The sequence below is a fragment of the Klebsiella pneumoniae complex sp. WS1778 genome, from assembly GCF_049472055.1.
Taxonomy (GTDB): Bacteria; Pseudomonadota; Gammaproteobacteria; order Enterobacterales; family Enterobacteriaceae; genus Klebsiella; species Klebsiella quasipneumoniae.
Genome location: NZ_JBKGTJ010000001.1, coordinates 1,973,016 through 1,988,365 on the forward strand (window position 1 = coordinate 1,973,016; position 15,350 = coordinate 1,988,365).

Genomic DNA, 15,350 nt, shown 5'->3' on the forward strand with positions numbered 1-15,350 from the left:
CTTGATGTACGACCGAGTACACGGAATGTCGGAGCATCCCGGCCTGATTCTGAAAGCTCTTTATAATCGTTGTCCCGCCGTTTCGCGCTGCCTCGCCCTGTCAGCCGCAGCCCGAAACGGGACGGGTCACTCAGGCGCGCAGTTTAACGTCGATCGCGTCCTGGGTGCGCGCATTGCGCTGGGTTTCGTGCTGATGCTGACGACCGGAAACATCGAGGATCTCCTGGTTATTCACCAGTTCTCCGAGGGTGATATTGTTCAGGAAGCCGGTCAGACGCTCGCTCAGATCGCGCCACAGCGCGTGAGTCAGGCATTTATCGCCGCCCTGACAGCCGCCCTTGCCCTGGCAACGGGTGGCGTCAACGGATTCGTCCACGGCGCTGATGACTTCGCCGACGGCGATACTGCCGGCATCTTTACCTAACAGATAACCACCGCCTGGGCCACGAACGCTGGAAACCAGGCCATTTTTACGCAGGCGAGAGAACAGCTGTTCCAGATAGGAAAGCGAAATTCCCTGACGCTCTGAAATATCTGCCAACGGCACCGGGCCCGTTTCAGAGTTGAGCGCAACGTCAAGCATCGCGGTCACGGCATAACGCCCTTTAGATGTCAGTCTCATGTCTTACTTAACCTCAAACTCGCCCCTGGCCGGGCTTTTTATTAATATGGGTATTGCATAGCAGGGCCAAGTCTGACATTCCCGAGTAATTTGGTCAACTATTTACTTGACTGTTTTAGTCAGGTATTTGGCTTTCCGTGCCGTTATTAATTTCGAGCCGCTCCCAGGGTCGGCCAAAGGCCTCGCCCGGGCTACAACAGAGATGTAGATTCGTAGGCCGGATAAGCGAAGCGCCATCCGGCGTTAACGCTCTTACTTACCTTTATTCTGCTGCTCAATAGACGCCAGCATGCCGCGCAGGATGTTCAGCTCCTGGCTTTCCGGACGTGCGCGGGTGAACAGACGACGCAGCTTGTTCATCACCTGCCCCGGATGATTCGGGCGGATAAAGCCCGTCGCCAGCAGCGTCTGCTCAAGATGGTCGTAGAATCGCTCCAGATCGTCCACCAGCGGGTACGGCGCCTCTTCATGTTCAACCGCCGGCTGCGCTTGCTCCTGCGCCGCCAGCCAGGCCATCCGCACTTCATAGGCGATAACCTGCACCGCCATCGCCAGGTTCAGCGAGCTGTACTCCGGATTGGCGGCGATGGCCACATGGTAGTGACACTTCTGCAGTTCATCGTTAGTCAGGCCAACGCGCTCGCGGCCAAACACCAGCGCCACCGGCGCATGCTGGCCTTCGGCGATGCTTTTCAGACCGCATTCGCGCGGGTCGAGCATCGGCCACGGCAGCGTGCGGGAACGCGCGCTGGTGCCAACCACCAGGCTACAGCCCGCCAGCGCTTCATCAAGGGTATCGACGATCTGCGCGTTGCCAATGACGTCGCTGGCACCCGCGGCCAGCGCAATGGCCTGGGAATCAGGCTTCACCAGCGGATTGACCAGCCACAGGTTGGTTAAGCCCATGGTTTTCATCGCGCGGGCAACGGAGCCCATATTGCCGGTGTGGGAAGTTTCTACCAGTACGATTCGAATATTTTGCAGCATTATGGTTCTTCGGCTAAAGATTATTCGGGCATGCTACCATAAAACGGAGACATAAGCAGATTTCGCTGTTATTATATGCGCCGTTTTTTCCCGTTCTTTAACATCCAGTGAGAGAGACCGATGCATCCGATGCTGAACATCGCCGTGCGCGCCGCGCGCAAGGCGGGTAATTTAATTGCCAAACACTACGAAACGCCAGACACCGTAGAAACCAGCCAGAAAGGCAGCAATGATTTTGTGACCAACGTCGATAAAGCCGCCGAAGCGATTATTATCGAAACCATTCGCAAATCTTACCCGCAGCACACCATTATCACCGAAGAAAGCGGTGAACACGCTGGTGAAGAGCAGGATGTTCAATGGGTTATCGATCCACTGGATGGCACCACCAACTTCGTTAAACGTCTGCCGCACTTCTCTGTTTCCATCGCCGTACGCATCAAAGGCCGTACTGAAGTCGCGGTGGTTTACGATCCGATGCGTAACGAACTGTTCACCGCGACCCGCGGCCAGGGCGCGCAGCTGAACGGCTACCGTCTGCGCGGCAGCAACGCTCGCGACCTCGACGGCACCATCATCGCGACCGGCTTCCCGTTCAAGGCGAAGCAGCACGCCACCACTTACATGAATATTCTCGGCAACATGTTCACCGAATGCGCCGATTTCCGCCGTACCGGCTCCGCCGCACTGGATCTGGCCTACGTTGCCGCCGGCCGCGTTGACGGTTACTTTGAAATCGCCCTGAAACCATGGGATTTCGCCGCAGGCGAGCTGATCGCTCGTGAAGCAGGCGCTATCGTGTGCGACTTCACCGGCGGTCATAACTATATGCTGACGGGCAACATCGTTGCCGGTAACCCGCGCGTGGTAAAAGCGATGCTGGCGAACATGCGCGAGCAGCTGAGCGATGCGCTGAAGCGTTAATCTCTTACTGATGTCAAAAAGGAAGCCGCGGCTTCCTTTTTTATGTCATGACAGCATCCTCAGGATCTGGCGAATCACCGCATTACCGCCAATACAGAGCACCGTCAGGCCGCTAAATAAAGCCAGCGGTCCGCGCCAGCGCAGGCAGCCCTGCGGCCCCAGCCAGCACCGGAAACACAGCGCTATTCCTACCGTCGCCAGGCGAGCGAGCAGCACGCCCACCATCGCCGGAACCAGCAGCAGCCATCCCCACAGCGGCAGCTCATACTGCTGCGCACTGAGTAAAATCCATACCAGCTGAAACGGCAGATAAAAACTCAGGGCAACGATCAGCGGAATGCGAATATTGCCTGCCGGTGCGGCAACGCCTTTAACGCCGCGCCAGCCGTCGCGCAGCAGTATTGCTGCCAGCACCAGCGTGGCCAGATAGCAAACGTCGTTACAGATGCCCGCAATCTGCATTAGCCTGTCGCTGCTTAGCTTACTCATAAACGCGAAACGCCAGAAAATGATCACCAGAAAACCGAACTGCAACGCCCAACTGCGCAGGATCCAGTCGACCATCTCCCGCGGCGAGGGTTGGTTATGCACAGCCCAGGCGACGATGGGCAGTTTACTGTGCCCGGGATGGCAAAAGGCCAGCACGAAGCCTGACAGCGTCAGGGTGGCGTAGGCCACCAGCGGGATATCCGCGACACTCGTCACCCTGAATCGCATAACATACGGCATGGCGTGGTAGACGCGCACCAGATCGGACGGCCACCAGCTGGCCAGGGCTGGAAACCAGAAGACGATCGCCAGGCCCGCCAGCAGCCCGGCGGCGCCGGCGCAGCCATAATAGAACCGCCCGCTCTGCGCGGGAGAAACGATATTTGCGGCCATAGCGACTCCTTGTCACCCGCCGAAAAGCGGAAAACTAGAGCATCGCCGCGTCAGCGGCAAGCGCCGGCGCCCACTTTCGGATTTGCGCCCGACGCCTGGCTAAAACGGACGGATCCCGCCGCCGGCCGGGACGGCGCTGAACCACATCACGCCTGCCGCCGCGAGCAAAATGACGCCGCCGGCCAGCGCCAGCGTCAGCCAGCCTACCTGGCGCCACAGCGGCGGTGCCTGATGCTGACCCAGCTTCACCGCCAGCTGGCGAAAACTGTGCACCAGCAGCGCCAGCGCCGTGATAGTCAATGAGGTCCCTGCCGCCATCGCCAGCGCCGCCGCCATCCCCCAGTTGAACACCCCGATCACTTTGCTGAACAGCAGGACCATGATCGCCCCCGAGCAGGGACGCATGCCCATCGACAGGACAATCACGGTGCGAGCCCGCCAGTCATCGCCGGCCTGCAGCTGCTCCGGGGCCGGGAGATGCTGATGCCCGCAGCCGCAGTGTTCGTTATGAACATGATGCGGGGTGAACGCGGTAAACGTTGGCCGGCTCAGCAGCAGACGCAGCTTTTTCAGCGCCCGCCAGCAGAGCAGCAGACCTAACGCGCCCACCAGCAAATAGCTGCCCTTCTCCAGCCAGAAACTGCTGAGATGCAGCTGGCGCGCTGGCAGCTGCAGTAGCGCCAGCACCACCACCACCAGCGCGATAGCCACCAGCCCCTGCAACAAAGAGGCGGCCAGCGTCAGGTTAATACTCGATTTCAGCTTTGAGGGATGGGTGGCAAGCCAGGTCGTAATGACAATTTTGCCGTGGCCGGGCCCTAAGGCATGCAGCACCCCGTAAACGAAGCTGAATCCAAGCAGCGACAGCCCCGCCGCAGCCGGGTTCTCCGCCACCGCCTGCAGCAGGCGGCTGAGCTCCAGATTGAGCGCGCGCTGCCAGACCGCGCTCTGCATCAGCACCTGCGGCCAGGCCAGCCACAGCCAGATGCCGCCCGTTACGCTCACGGCCAGCAGCAGCGCCAGCGGCCACAGCGCTTTCCAGCGCGAAGTTCGCGCGCGAGGGGTAAAAATTACTGACATGTCAGCGTCACCTTCTGGGCAAAATAGCTGCCCAGCGCCATATCCTCAGGCGGCGCATCCGCTTTATCCAGCGACTGGGCGTATGAGAGCATTTTGTCATTCGGTTTTGGCGTCATCACCGTTGCCTTACAGACGGCCTGCAGCGCGGCGGGCAGGGAAAAATCGCTATCTTTGTCATAAAACATATCGACATAGTAGGTCGGATCGAAAGTGGAAAAGGTAAACGTCTGCCCGGCAACGGGTTGCGGCGTCGCCAGCGGCAGGGTAAAGGTCAGTACCGCCTGCAGACCGTCGCGCTCAAGACCGTAGCCGTCGGGGCGATTGTCAAATTTCACCCGCTGGCCGTTGTGCCACAGCTCGCTGAAATAGTGCTGGCCGAGCACGTTGGCCATCACCTCCGCCGCCAGTTTTTTCCATACTTCGCTACCCGGTTTAGCGTTTCCGGCGTCGTAAAGCAGATCCGAGGAGGTTATTTCATCCATTGTCCAGCGCATTTTAAAGGCGCTCAGCAGGCCGTCTTTGACCACCGGCTCGCTCTGCAAACTGATGAAGCTATGCGGATGCGCAGCGGCTGTCCATGATAAAACCATGAAAAACGCCGCGCTGGTGCATTGTTTCACTCTGTTCATCTGTTCCTCACGTGAAAAATTCTGTGAACTTCGCCAGCAATCCTGAGCTAAAGCGGGCGCACTTCCCTGCCCCCGCCGCCGTCATTGTCTATCCTTAGCGGAAACCCTAACTGGAACTTACCAGATGATGACCGTCATTGAACCACCATCTGCGCTTTCCAGTCCACAGCGCCGTAGCCAGGTGCTCCTGATGTTTTATCTGCCCGGACAGTCGGTAACGACTGAACGGCTTGGCAGAATCAACCTCGTTGATGAGACCACGGCCCGGCAGGATATCGAGGAGACCGGACGCGAAATTCAGCGTTACCACCGCCTGACCCTTCGGTCACAGGTGGACGGCAGCTATCGGATTGAAGGCGCCGCGCTCGACCAACGTTTATGCCTGCTGCATGCGCTGCGGCGGGGGCTGCGCCTGTGCCCGCAGTTCGTTAACCATCATTTTACCCCGGCGCTGAAAACGCAGCTTAAACAGGAAGGCATCGCCCGTACCTTGTACGATGATACCAACCTGCAGGCGCTGGTGAACCGCTGCGCACGAGCGCTCAATCGCCAGTTCGACTGCCGGGACGTCCAGTTTCTGCGCCTGTACCTGCAGTACTGCCTGCTTGAGCATCACCGGGGCTATTCACCCGACTTCAATGATGAACAGCAACGCTGGGCGCAGACCGCCGCCGAGTTCACTCTGGCGCAGGAGATTGTCCGCCACTGGCAGCGCCGGGTCGGCGCTCCGCCGCATGTCGGAGAGCCTTTTTTCCTCTCGCTGCTGTTTATGATGCTCAAAACCCCCGATCCGCTTCGCGATGGTCACCCGCAGGATCGACGCCTGCGGCTGGCTATTTCCGGCCTGATCCACCGCTTCCAGATGCTCGCCGGCAGGTCGTTCAGTGACGAACAGGGGCTGAGCGACCAGCTTTATATTCACTTGTCGCAGGCATTGATCCGCAGCGTGTTTGCCATCGGCATCGACAGCACGCTCACGGAGGAAGTGAGCCGGCTCTATCCTCGTTTACTGCGCACCACCCAGGCGGCATTGAGCGAATTCGAGGAGGCCTGGCACGTCCGTTTTAATGAGGAAGAGACCAGCTTAATCGCGGTGATCTTTGGCGCCTGGCTGATGCAGAAAAGCGACCTGCACGAGAAGCAGGTTCTGCTGCTAACCGATGATAATCCGGATATGGAAGCGGCCCTGGAGCAGCAGCTGCGCGAACTGACGCTGCTGCCGCTGAATATCAAATACCAGAGCATAGAGCGCTTTCAGAAGGAAGGCGCGCCCAAAGGGGTGACGCTTATCGTCACTCCCTATGCGACGGCGCTGCCGCTGTTTTCACCGCCGCTGATCCACGCGGAGAACTGCTTCACCGAACGCCAGCAGCAGCATATCTGCGCGATGCTCGAGGACTAGGCCGCCACCGTTTTTGGCCGAATAGCCAACGCCGGGATGGTCAGCAGCGCCATTACCCAGAACACGCCCTGGTGCAGGTGCTGATAGAGGAAGCCGGCGAAGACGGTCATAATGGCGATACTCCCGCCCATCGCCACCGCGGAGTAGACGGCCTGCAGGCGGATCACTTCGCTGCCCTGGCGGGCGGCGATATAGCGCATCGCCGCCAGATGACACACCGTAAAGGTCCCGCAGTGAAGGATCTGCGCGAGGATAAGCCCCGGCAGCGCTGTGGTCCAGCCCATCAGCGTCCAGCGAACCAGCCCGCACAGGGCAGAGAGCAGCAGCAGATCCCGCGCGCTGAAGCGGCGGAACACCTTTTTACTCAGCGCGAAGATCACCACTTCCGCCACCACACCTAACGACCACAGATAACCGACCGCCGAGGCCGAATAGCCGGCCTGCTGCCAGTAGATGGCGCTAAAGCCATAGTAGGCGGCGTGCGCCCCCTGCAGCAGACAAACGCAGGCGAGAAAGCGCCAGCTTTGGCGCACCAGCGTCAGCCAGGCCGCCATTCCGGCCCCCTGCTGCTGGCGCGACGCCCCCTGAGGCATCACCGACGGCTTAAGCAACATGCCGAGCAGCATCGAGGCGACGCCCAGGCTTAGCATCAGCAGGATCGCCCGGTAATCGAACAGGCTCACCAGCTTACCGGTCAGCGCCGAACCAATCACAAAGGCGATGGAGCCCCATAGCCGCACCCGGCCATAGTCCATGGTGATCTGCTTTTGCCAGGTATTGGCCAGAGCATCCGTCAGCGGCACCAGCGGTGAAAAGAACAGGTTGAAGCCGATGATAATCGCCAGCAGCCATGCTACGTGGGTGCCGGCCCAGAAGGCCAGCGCGAAGAGCAAGGTTAACAGCGCCAGCACGCGCAGCGCGGCGATCAGCCGGGAGGGATCGCTCACCCGCGGGGCAATCAGCAGACTGCCGAGAAAACGGGCCACCAGACCGGCGCCAAGCAAAATGCCGATGGTTTCCGGGGTCAGCCCGTTGCCGGCCAGCCAGACGCTCCAGAAGGGCAGAAAAATACCGTAGCTAAAAAAGTAAGTGAAATAACTGAGCGCCAGCCAGCGCGTGGAGTGCAAGACCATGATTTCCTCCCGAATGGTGGCGATAGTCTGGCGATAAACCCCATCGTGAGTAAACCTGTGTCCCACTCTCTATATGGAAGTTGAGTACATTTGTCTTTAAATCGTGACGCGCATCACGGAGCACTCCCCACTCCGTCACCGGTTGTATTAAATAAAATCCGATAACCGGGCATCAAAGTGCGACCAACGATACGGCGAAATCCTAATGAAACGAAGCGCGACATTATTATTTTCCTGCTATGGCGGCTGGCAACTTTGTGTATTACGTTTAAATCACACGTCTCTCATAACGAGCTGATTATGAACACACTCCGCTATTTTGATTTTGGCGCATCCCGCTCTCTGCTACTGCTCATCGCCCGCATCGCCGTGGTGGTTCTGTTTCTACTTTTTGGCTACCCCAAACTGCTGGGCTTTAGCGGTACGGTGCAATACATGGCCGCCTCCGGCGCGCCGATGCCGACCCTGGCGGCGATTATCGCCGTCATTATGGAAGTGCCTGCCGCGATTTTAATTGTGCTGGGCTTTTTCACCCGCCCGCTGGCGGTCATCTTTATCTTCTACACCCTCGGCACGGCGGTGATTGGCCATCACTACTGGGATATGACTGGCGATGCGGTATTGCCGAACATGATTAACTTCTGGAAAAACGTCAGCATCGCCGGCGCCTTCCTGCTGCTAGCGGTAACCGGCCCCGGGGCGATCTCCCTCGACCGCCGCTAATCTGCAGACGCAAAAAAGGCCGCATACGCGGCCTTTTTGATGTCAACGCTAACGCTTACGCATATACCGGGAAGCGGGCGCAGATATCCAGCACTTTACCTTTCACGCGCTCAATGACCGCGTCGTCATTGATATTGTCCAGCACGTCACACATCCAGCCAGCCAGCTCTTTGACTTCCGCTTCTTTAAAGCCGCGACGAGTCACAGCCGGAGAACCGATGCGGATACCGGAGGTCACGAACGGGCTCTTCGGATCGTTCGGCACGCTGTTTTTGTTGACGGTGATGTTGGCGCGGCCCAGGGCAGCGTCAGCTTCTTTACCGGTCAGGTTTTTATCCACCAGGTCCAGCAGGAACAGATGGTTCTCAGTACCGCCAGACACCACTTTGTAGCCGCGGTTCAGGAACACTTCCACCATTGCTTTGGCGTTTTTCGCAACCTGCTGCTGGTAAACTTTAAACTCTGGCTCCATCGCTTCTTTCAGCGCCACCGCTTTCGCCGCGATAACGTGCATCAGCGGGCCGCCCTGCGCGCTTGGGAATACCGCAGAGTTCAGCTTCTTATACAGCTCTTCGCTACCGCCTTTCGCCAGGATCAGGCCGCCGCGCGGACCCGCCAGGGTTTTGTGGGTGGTGGTGGTCACGACGTGAGCATGCGGAACCGGGTTCGGGTATACGCCAGCGGCAATCAGGCCTGCCACGTGCGCCATATCGACGAACAGGTAAGCGCCGATGCTGTCAGCGATTTCACGCATTTTTGCCCAGTCAACGATACCGGAGTAAGCGGAGAAACCACCGATGATCATCTTCGGTTTGTGTTCCTGAGCCTGCTTCGCCATGTCGTCGTAGTCAATTTTGCCGGACTCATCAATACCGTAAGGGATGATGTTGTACAGTTTGCCGGAGAAGTTAACCGGGGAGCCGTGAGTCAGGTGGCCGCCCTGCGCCAGGTTCATACCGAGCACGGTGTCGCCCGGCTGCAGCAGCGCGGTGTAGACGGCAAAGTTAGCCTGGGAGCCGGAGTGCGGCTGGACGTTAGCATAGTCAGCGCCGAACAGCTCTTTCGCGCGGTCGATAGCCAGTTGCTCAACCACGTCGACGTATTCGCAGCCGCCGTAGTAACGCTTGCCCGGATATCCTTCAGCGTATTTGTTGGTCAGCTGAGAGCCCTGCGCCTGCATTACGCGCGGGCTGGTGTAGTTTTCGGAGGCGATCAGTTCGATGTGCTCTTCCTGACGTACTTTTTCCTGCTCCATAGCCTGCCACAGTTCGGCATCATAATCGGCAATGTTCATTTCACGCTTTAACATCCGCATCTCCTGACTCAGCTAACAATAAAATTTCGGCCTAAAAAGGCGGTCCGATTGGACAACGGCCCACAGTATAACCGAATCATTCTGTGATAACAGGTCTTGACAAAGGATTTTACGCAAACGTTTGGCTCCGCATGACACAAGGCTTTGAGCAATAACGCCTCTCTCAGTATCAACGGATTTCTTTTCAGGATTGTGATGCAAATTCTTCATGTTGTAACTGCAACGGCGGAAAGTGTTAAAGAACCATTTACAACGCAGGGTTATTTCCTTAAGATGCATTTAAAATACATCATTAAGATAACACCCAAGGAAGCACACTATGCTCGACGCTCAAACCATCGCTACGGTCAAAGCCACCATCCCTCTGCTGGTAGAGACTGGACCAAAGTTAACCGCCCATTTCTACGATCGGATGTTCGCGCATAACCCGGAGCTCAAAGAGATCTTCAATATGAGCAACCAGCGCAACGGCGACCAGCGTGAAGCGCTGTTCAACGCCATTGCCGCCTACGCCAGCAATATCGATAACCTGCCTGCCCTGCTGCCGGCGGTGGAAAAGATCGCCCAGAAACACACCAGCTTCCAGATCAAACCGGAGCAGTACAATATTGTTGGCAGTCATCTGCTGGCGACCCTCGATGAAATGTTCAGTCCGGGCCAGGAAGTGCTCGATGCCTGGGGTAAAGCCTACGGGGTGCTGGCGAACGTCTTTATCGGCCGCGAAGCCGAGATCTATCAGCAAAACGCCAGTAAAACCGGCGGCTGGGAAGGGACCCGCGCGTTCCGCATCGTCAGGAAAACTCCGCGCAGCCAGCTTATCACCAGCTTTGAGCTCGAGCCGGTCGACGGCCAGCCGGTCGCCGATTACCAGCCTGGCCAGTATCTGGCCATCTGGCTGAAGCCGGAAGGCTTCGAATATCAGGAAATTCGCCAGTACTCCCTGACCCGCAAAGCGGACGGCAAGGGCTACCGCATCGCGGTTAAACGCGAGGAAGGCGGCCAGGTTTCCAACTGGCTGCATAACCATGCCAGCGAAGGCGATGTGGTCTATCTGGCCGCCCCGGCGGGAGATTTCTTCCTTAATGTTGAGCCGCAGACGCCGGTCACCCTGATCTCAGGCGGCGTCGGGCAAACGCCGATGCTGGCGATGCTGGATGCGCTGGCGAAGAGCCATCATCAGGGTCAGGTGAACTGGTTCCATGCGGCGGAAAATGGCGAGGTCCACGCCTTTGCCGATGAAGTGCAGGCGCTCGGCGCGGCGCTGCCGGCGTTTACCGCTCACGTCTGGTATCGCAACCCGAGCGAGGCTGACCGTCAGGCAGGACGTTTTGATAGCGAAGGTTTGATGGATTTAGCGGCGGTGGCGGAAACTATTCGCGACCCGCAGATGCAGTATTATCTCTGCGGCCCGGTAGCGTTTATGCAGTTTGCAGCGAAGCAGCTGGTAGAATTAGGGGTCAATAAAGACCACATTCATTACGAATGCTTCGGCCCGCATAAGGTGCTGTAAGTCCCGACGCCGCGGGGATTTGTAGGCCGGGTAAGCGCAGCGCCACCCGGCAATACTGCAACGAGCGGCGAGCGTTAAATCGCCGCGTCGTCTTCTTCGCCGGTACGGATACGAATGACCCGCGCCACGTCGAAGACAAAGATCTTGCCGTCACCGATTTTACCGGTCTGCGCGGTACGGATGATGGTATCCACACAGGTATCGACGATATCGTCGGTCACCACGATTTCAATTTTCACTTTCGGCAGAAAATCCACCATATATTCCGCGCCGCGGTAGAGTTCGGTGTGCCCTTTCTGGCGGCCAAAGCCTTTCACTTCCGTTACCGTCATCCCGGTGATGCCGACTTCGGCCAGCGCTTCACGCACGTCATCCAGTTTGAAAGGTTTAATAATCGCATCAATCTTTTTCATGGTGTTCCTGTCTTAGTCGCGTAACCGGTTGCTTACCGTATCATATCTTGCGCTATGTTGCGGAGCTACTCTTTAAAGTCATTGGCGTCGAGCTCATGGCGCGACAGCAGCTTATAGAATTCGGTGCGGTTGCGTCCAGCCATCCGCGCGGCGTGGGTGACGTTGCCCCTGGTAATCTGCAGCAGCTTGCGCAGGTAGTTCAGCTCAAACTGATTGCGCGCTTCCACGAAGGTCGGCAGCGCCGTGTTCTCGCCTTCCAGCGCCTGCTCCACCAGCGCATCGCCGATCACCGGCGACGAGGTCAGGGCCACGCACTGCTCAATCACGTTCACCAGCTGGCGCACATTGCCCGGCCATTTGGCGGCCATCAGCCGCTTCATTGCATCGCTGGAAAATGCCCGCACGAACGGCTTATGGCGATCGGCGGACTGACGCAGCAGATGGTTGGCCAACAGCGGAATATCTTCCGTGCGTTCGGAGAGCGGCGGGATCTTCAGGTTAACCACATTGAGGCGATAAAACAGATCTTCGCGAAACTCGCCGCGGGCCATCGCCTTCGGCAGGTCGCGGTGGGTGGCGGAGATGATCCGCACGTTGATCTCGATATCGCGGTTGCTGCCGAGCGGGCGAACCTTACGCTCCTGCAGGACGCGGAGCAGCTTCACCTGCAGGGCGACAGGCATATCGCCGATCTCGTCGAGAAACAGCGTGCCGCCTTCGGCGGCCTGGAATAACCCTTCGCGGTTGCTGACCGCGCCGGTAAAGGCGCCCCGCGCATGGCCGAACAGTTCGGACTCGAGCAGCTGTTCCGGCAGCGCGCCGCAGTTAATCGCCACGAAAGGCTTGTCATGACGCGGGCTGGCGTTGTGGATCGCCTGGGCGACTATCTCCTTCCCGGTCCCGCTCTGGCCGTTAATCAGCACGCTGACGTCGGACTGCGCCACCATCCCGGCCTGCTCGAGCAGGCGCAGCATCAGCGGGCTGCGGGTGACAATCGCCTGGCGCCACGCTTCGTCGGTGGCTGGCGATCGCTGCTCCAGCGCCTCATCAATGGCTTTATACAAGGCGTCTTTATCAACTGGCTTGGTCAGGAAGCTGAAGACGCCCTGCTGGGTGGCCGCCACCGCGTCGGGGATCGAGCCATGGGCGGTGAGAATGATCACCGGCATGCCGGGCTGCCCCTTCTGGATCTCACTGAACAGCTGCAGGCCGTCCATTTCATCCATCCGCAGATCGCTAATCACCAGATCCACTTTCTCACGTCCCAGCACGCGCAGCGCTTCCGGTCCGCTCTCGGCGGTGACCACGCTATAGCCTTCGCTGACCAGACGCATGCCGAGCAGCTTCAGCAGCCCCGGATCGTCATCCACCAGCAGCAAACGCGCCGGTTTACGGATCGTCATGGATCACCTCCGGTACTTTTTCGCTGCCGAAATTGCCGCCCGGCTTGCGGCTGGAGAGCTGGCGTTCAATATCCGTCAGATTCTCCAGCTTACGGGTGGTCAGCTCCAGCTGCTGGCGCAGCGACTGCTCCTGCTGGCGCAACGTCTCCAGCTCGCTATCGCTGGACTGCTGAAGCTTCGCGTAGCGGGCTCGCTCCTCCACCAGCTGCAGCTGACGGGTCTGCCCGTCGCGCCAGAGCTGATATAGCGGGCGGACCTGAACGGCGATTTGCGGGCTGAAGGTGTCGAGACGCGCCACCAGCTCGCGGCGCTCGTCAGGGGTAATTTTGGCATCGGCAAGCAGAATGCCGCGGCGGAATGCGTCCTGCCAGCTGTCGTCGGTATGGCGTTTCGCCTCCGCTCGCGCCTGCACCGGCGCGAGACGATCGGCGCAGTCAATGCCCCGCAGCCAGTAGAGGGGGTTTTTGTCGCTGGCATCGCTGCTGTGCGCCCAGATATCAGCGCAGTCCACGGCGACAAAATCGGCCACCTGGTGCTGCGCCTGCCCGGGGGCGGCGGCACCTTCCGCACTATGCGGCGAGAAGCCGGCGGAACACCCCGCCAGCGTCAGACAAGCAATGCCTGAGAGCAGCCATCCGCTAAGGGAACGGCGCCAGGCCAGGAATTGGGACATAGTTCCCCGATATCGATTCATTAGTTGGATTATTCCGGCGCTGAGGGTAGCGTAATGCGAAAACAGACCTGCCCGGCGGGGGCGTCAACCAGACTGAGTTCCCCTTGCATCTGACGGACGCAGTCGCGGGCGATGCTTAACCCCAGCCCACTGCCTTTAACGGCCCCCTTACGCTGGTGACTTCCCTGGTAAAAAGGCTCAAAAATCATATTCTTTTCCGCGGCCGGGATCGGTTCGCCGCTGTTGGCGACATCAATACGCACCTGCTCTCCGTGCCGGTAGCTATGGATACGAATGTTACCGGATTCAGCGCCATAGTGCACCGCATTGGAGTAGAGATTATCCATTACGCTTATCAATAACGCAGGCTCCGCCAGACAATGCCGCGCCCGCAGCGCCAGCTCGGTATGCATCAGTTTAGCCCGCGCAGGCAAACTGTGCGCCGCCACGACGTTTTCCACCAGCTCCACCAGGTCCACTGCTTCCCGGGCTACCGGGCCGTCGGCCTGTTTGCGGTTGTAGTCCAGCAGCTGTTCAATCAGCTTTTGCAGGTTGCGGCTGCTGCTGTCGAGGATCTCGACGATCTCCTGCTGCTCCGGCGTCAGCGGTCCGGCGACCCGGTCGGCCAACAGCTCGGTGCCTTCACGCATACTGGCCAGCGGGGTTTTAAGCTCATGCGACAGATGGCGAAGAAACTGATGCCGCTGCGACTCCAGCCATGCCAGGCGCTCGCTGAGCCAGATGATGCGCTTGCCCACCGAGCGCAGCTCGCGCGGGCCAGTAAACAATGCCGCGTCGTCCAGCGACTTCCCTGCGCCCAGCTGATTGATCATTCTTTCGATACCTTTCACCGGGCCGATGATCATGCGGGTGAAAAGCAGCACCAGCGCCAGGCTCAGCAGAAACAGCACCAGCGCCTGCCAGCCGAAAAACTGGCCGCGCTCGGCAATCTCCTGCTGCAGCTGCTGGCCGCGGGAATAGACCACCGCCCGGGTCGCCTGGACCATGTCGCTGTTATTACTGGCGAAAACTTCCAGTCTGGCGGCTGCCTCGGCGTCAGGGCCGCTGTTGTTACACTGCAGCTGCGCCAGATCGCTGACATCCTGGCGCAGCGCCTGCCAGAGCTTTTCGTCCGGCAACACGCCGGCGTGCGCGTCCAGCATCTGGCTGTAGCGCTGCCGCTGGTTTTGATAGACGCGCGCCAGCGTCGGATCGTCCAGCACGCAGTACTGGCGATAGCTGCGTTCCATCTCCAGCGCGGCATTGATCATCGCCTCACTGCGGCGGGCATCGACCAGCGTCGTACGGTTGATATGCGCCGCCTGGGCGCTGAGGGCATTGAGGCTCTGCCAGGCCTGCCAGGCCAGCACCAGCAACGGCAGCAGGATCAGCACAAAGGAGAGCGTCACCAGCTGACGCAGCGAACGGGGAAAAAGAGAGAGTCGCTTCAAAGGTGTGGTCTCAATCATTAGCTCTGGTCGATGCTAACTGAGGAGCGCGCCGGAGAAAAGCGATACCCGTCGCCACGGCGCCCCAGAAACAACAAAGCCAGGCGCAAGGCCTGGCTTTGTTCAGGAATGAGGCGGTGCCTTACTCGACGTTTCGCCCGATGTCTGATAAAGCCAGGCTATTATCAGGAGTTGGACGGCAGGCA

Annotated in this window: 15 protein-coding genes; 4 read left to right on the forward strand and 11 right to left on the reverse strand. The window is 59.0% G+C overall.

Annotated features, from left to right (window positions below; all coding sequences use genetic code 11):
• Positions 1-130: 130 nt before the first annotated feature.
• Together iscR and trmJ are read right to left on the reverse strand one after the other, a co-directional pair.
• Positions 131-622, reverse strand: a complete 492-nt coding sequence (gene iscR, locus ACLEXF_RS09805) for a Fe-S cluster assembly transcriptional regulator IscR (RefSeq protein ID WP_002913993.1) — start codon at positions 620-622, stop codon at positions 131-133.
• 252 nt (positions 623-874) lie between these two features.
• Positions 875-1,609, reverse strand: a complete 735-nt coding sequence (gene trmJ / locus ACLEXF_RS09810; protein WP_017900427.1) for a tRNA (cytosine(32)/uridine(32)-2'-O)-methyltransferase TrmJ — start codon at positions 1,607-1,609, stop codon at positions 875-877.
• A 120-nt stretch (positions 1,610-1,729) separates the two neighbouring features.
• On the opposite strand from trmJ, the gene suhB reads away from it, so the two are divergent.
• The gene (suhB, locus tag ACLEXF_RS09815) at positions 1,730-2,533 is read left to right on the forward strand and encodes an inositol-1-monophosphatase (protein ID WP_002913995.1); all 804 of its coding nucleotides are present in this window, start codon (positions 1,730-1,732) and stop codon (positions 2,531-2,533) included.
• A gap of 45 nt (positions 2,534-2,578) precedes the next feature.
• Here suhB and ACLEXF_RS09820 read toward each other — a convergent pair whose 3' ends face one another.
• The 3 genes from ACLEXF_RS09820 to ACLEXF_RS09830 all read right to left on the reverse strand — a co-directional run bounded on the left by ACLEXF_RS09820 (position 2,579) and on the right by ACLEXF_RS09830 (position 5,124).
• Positions 2,579-3,415, reverse strand: coding sequence for a hypothetical protein (locus tag ACLEXF_RS09820; protein ID WP_276417464.1), 837 nt, complete (start codon positions 3,413-3,415; stop codon positions 2,579-2,581).
• Between the two features lie 99 nt (positions 3,416-3,514).
• On the reverse strand, positions 3,515-4,495 hold the full coding sequence (locus ACLEXF_RS09825) for a nickel/cobalt transporter (protein WP_049116064.1): 981 nt from the start codon (positions 4,493-4,495) through the stop codon (positions 3,515-3,517).
• Entirely contained in the window at positions 4,486-5,124 is a 639-nt protein-coding gene (locus tag ACLEXF_RS09830; RefSeq protein ID WP_004201860.1) for a DUF1007 family protein, read from the reverse strand. Before ACLEXF_RS09830 ends, ACLEXF_RS09825 begins: the two co-directional genes overlap by 10 nt.
• 124 nt (positions 5,125-5,248) lie before the next feature.
• Between ACLEXF_RS09830 and csiE the strand changes: the two genes are divergently transcribed.
• Positions 5,249-6,526 (forward strand): stationary phase inducible protein CsiE, encoded by a 1,278-nt coding sequence (csiE, locus tag ACLEXF_RS09835; RefSeq protein WP_004201858.1) that lies wholly within the window; start codon positions 5,249-5,251, stop codon positions 6,524-6,526.
• Here csiE and ACLEXF_RS09840 read toward each other — a convergent pair.
• Positions 6,523-7,659 carry a 3-phenylpropionate MFS transporter gene (locus tag ACLEXF_RS09840; RefSeq protein WP_060656206.1) on the reverse strand — a complete coding sequence of 379 codons (1,137 nt, stop codon included), beginning with the start codon at positions 7,657-7,659 and terminating at the stop codon, positions 6,523-6,525. The two genes, csiE and ACLEXF_RS09840, sit on opposite strands and share 4 nt — an antisense overlap.
• Positions 7,660-7,959: 300 nt before the next feature.
• On the opposite strand from ACLEXF_RS09840, the gene ACLEXF_RS09845 reads away from it, so the two are divergent.
• The gene (locus ACLEXF_RS09845; protein ID WP_048326434.1) at positions 7,960-8,382 is read left to right on the forward strand and encodes a DoxX family protein; all 423 of its coding nucleotides are present in this window, start codon (positions 7,960-7,962) and stop codon (positions 8,380-8,382) included.
• A 55-nt stretch (positions 8,383-8,437) separates the two neighbouring features.
• Here ACLEXF_RS09845 and glyA read toward each other — a convergent pair whose 3' ends face one another.
• Positions 8,438-9,691, reverse strand: coding sequence for a serine hydroxymethyltransferase (glyA, locus tag ACLEXF_RS09850; RefSeq protein WP_002914027.1), 1,254 nt, complete (start codon positions 9,689-9,691; stop codon positions 8,438-8,440).
• 325 nt (positions 9,692-10,016) lie between these two features.
• On the opposite strand from glyA, the gene hmpA reads away from it, so the two are divergent.
• Positions 10,017-11,207 (forward strand): NO-inducible flavohemoprotein, encoded by a 1,191-nt coding sequence (gene hmpA / locus ACLEXF_RS09855; protein WP_407259635.1) that lies wholly within the window; start codon positions 10,017-10,019, stop codon positions 11,205-11,207.
• Positions 11,208-11,281: 74 nt separating this feature from the next.
• Here hmpA and glnB read toward each other — a convergent pair whose 3' ends face one another.
• The 4 genes from glnB to ACLEXF_RS09875 all read right to left on the reverse strand — a co-directional run bounded on the left by glnB (position 11,282) and on the right by ACLEXF_RS09875 (position 15,147).
• Positions 11,282-11,620, reverse strand: a complete 339-nt coding sequence (glnB, locus tag ACLEXF_RS09860; protein ID WP_002914032.1) for a nitrogen regulatory protein P-II — start codon at positions 11,618-11,620, stop codon at positions 11,282-11,284.
• 65 nt (positions 11,621-11,685) lie between these two features.
• Positions 11,686-13,023 carry a two-component system response regulator GlrR gene (gene glrR / locus ACLEXF_RS09865; protein ID WP_004201849.1) on the reverse strand — a complete coding sequence of 446 codons (1,338 nt, stop codon included), beginning with the start codon at positions 13,021-13,023 and terminating at the stop codon, positions 11,686-11,688.
• Positions 13,010-13,696, reverse strand: coding sequence for a two-component system QseEF-associated lipoprotein QseG (gene qseG, locus ACLEXF_RS09870; RefSeq protein ID WP_004201847.1), 687 nt, complete (start codon positions 13,694-13,696; stop codon positions 13,010-13,012). Before qseG ends, glrR begins: the two co-directional genes overlap by 14 nt.
• Before the next feature lie 29 nt (positions 13,697-13,725).
• Positions 13,726-15,147: a sensor histidine kinase gene (locus ACLEXF_RS09875; RefSeq protein WP_004201845.1), complete on the reverse strand. Its 1,422-nt coding sequence runs from the start codon at positions 15,145-15,147 to the stop codon at positions 13,726-13,728.
• Positions 15,148-15,350: the final 203 nt, after the last annotated feature.

Bases quoted from the DNA above. Each gene is read 5' to 3' on its own strand.
- iscR (WP_002913993.1), bottom strand. From the start codon at position 622: ATGAGACTGACATCTAAAGGGCGTTATGCCGTGACCGCGATGCTTGAC.
- trmJ (WP_017900427.1), bottom strand. From the start codon at position 1,609: ATGCTGCAAAATATTCGAATCGTACTGGTAGAAACTTCCCACACCGGC.
- suhB (WP_002913995.1), top strand. From the start codon at position 1,730: ATGCATCCGATGCTGAACATCGCCGTGCGCGCCGCGCGCAAGGCGGGT.
- ACLEXF_RS09820 (WP_276417464.1), bottom strand. From the start codon at position 3,415: ATGGCCGCAAATATCGTTTCTCCCGCGCAGAGCGGGCGGTTCTATTAT.
- ACLEXF_RS09825 (WP_049116064.1), bottom strand. From the start codon at position 4,495: ATGTCAGTAATTTTTACCCCTCGCGCGCGAACTTCGCGCTGGAAAGCG.
- ACLEXF_RS09830 (WP_004201860.1), bottom strand. From the start codon at position 5,124: ATGAACAGAGTGAAACAATGCACCAGCGCGGCGTTTTTCATGGTTTTA.
- csiE (WP_004201858.1), top strand. From the start codon at position 5,249: ATGATGACCGTCATTGAACCACCATCTGCGCTTTCCAGTCCACAGCGC.
- ACLEXF_RS09840 (WP_060656206.1), bottom strand. From the start codon at position 7,659: ATGGTCTTGCACTCCACGCGCTGGCTGGCGCTCAGTTATTTCACTTAC.
- ACLEXF_RS09845 (WP_048326434.1), top strand. From the start codon at position 7,960: ATGAACACACTCCGCTATTTTGATTTTGGCGCATCCCGCTCTCTGCTA.
- glyA (WP_002914027.1), bottom strand. From the start codon at position 9,691: ATGTTAAAGCGTGAAATGAACATTGCCGATTATGATGCCGAACTGTGG.
- hmpA (WP_407259635.1), top strand. From the start codon at position 10,017: ATGCTCGACGCTCAAACCATCGCTACGGTCAAAGCCACCATCCCTCTG.
- glnB (WP_002914032.1), bottom strand. From the start codon at position 11,620: ATGAAAAAGATTGATGCGATTATTAAACCTTTCAAACTGGATGACGTG.
- glrR (WP_004201849.1), bottom strand. From the start codon at position 13,023: ATGACGATCCGTAAACCGGCGCGTTTGCTGCTGGTGGATGACGATCCG.
- qseG (WP_004201847.1), bottom strand. From the start codon at position 13,696: ATGTCCCAATTCCTGGCCTGGCGCCGTTCCCTTAGCGGATGGCTGCTC.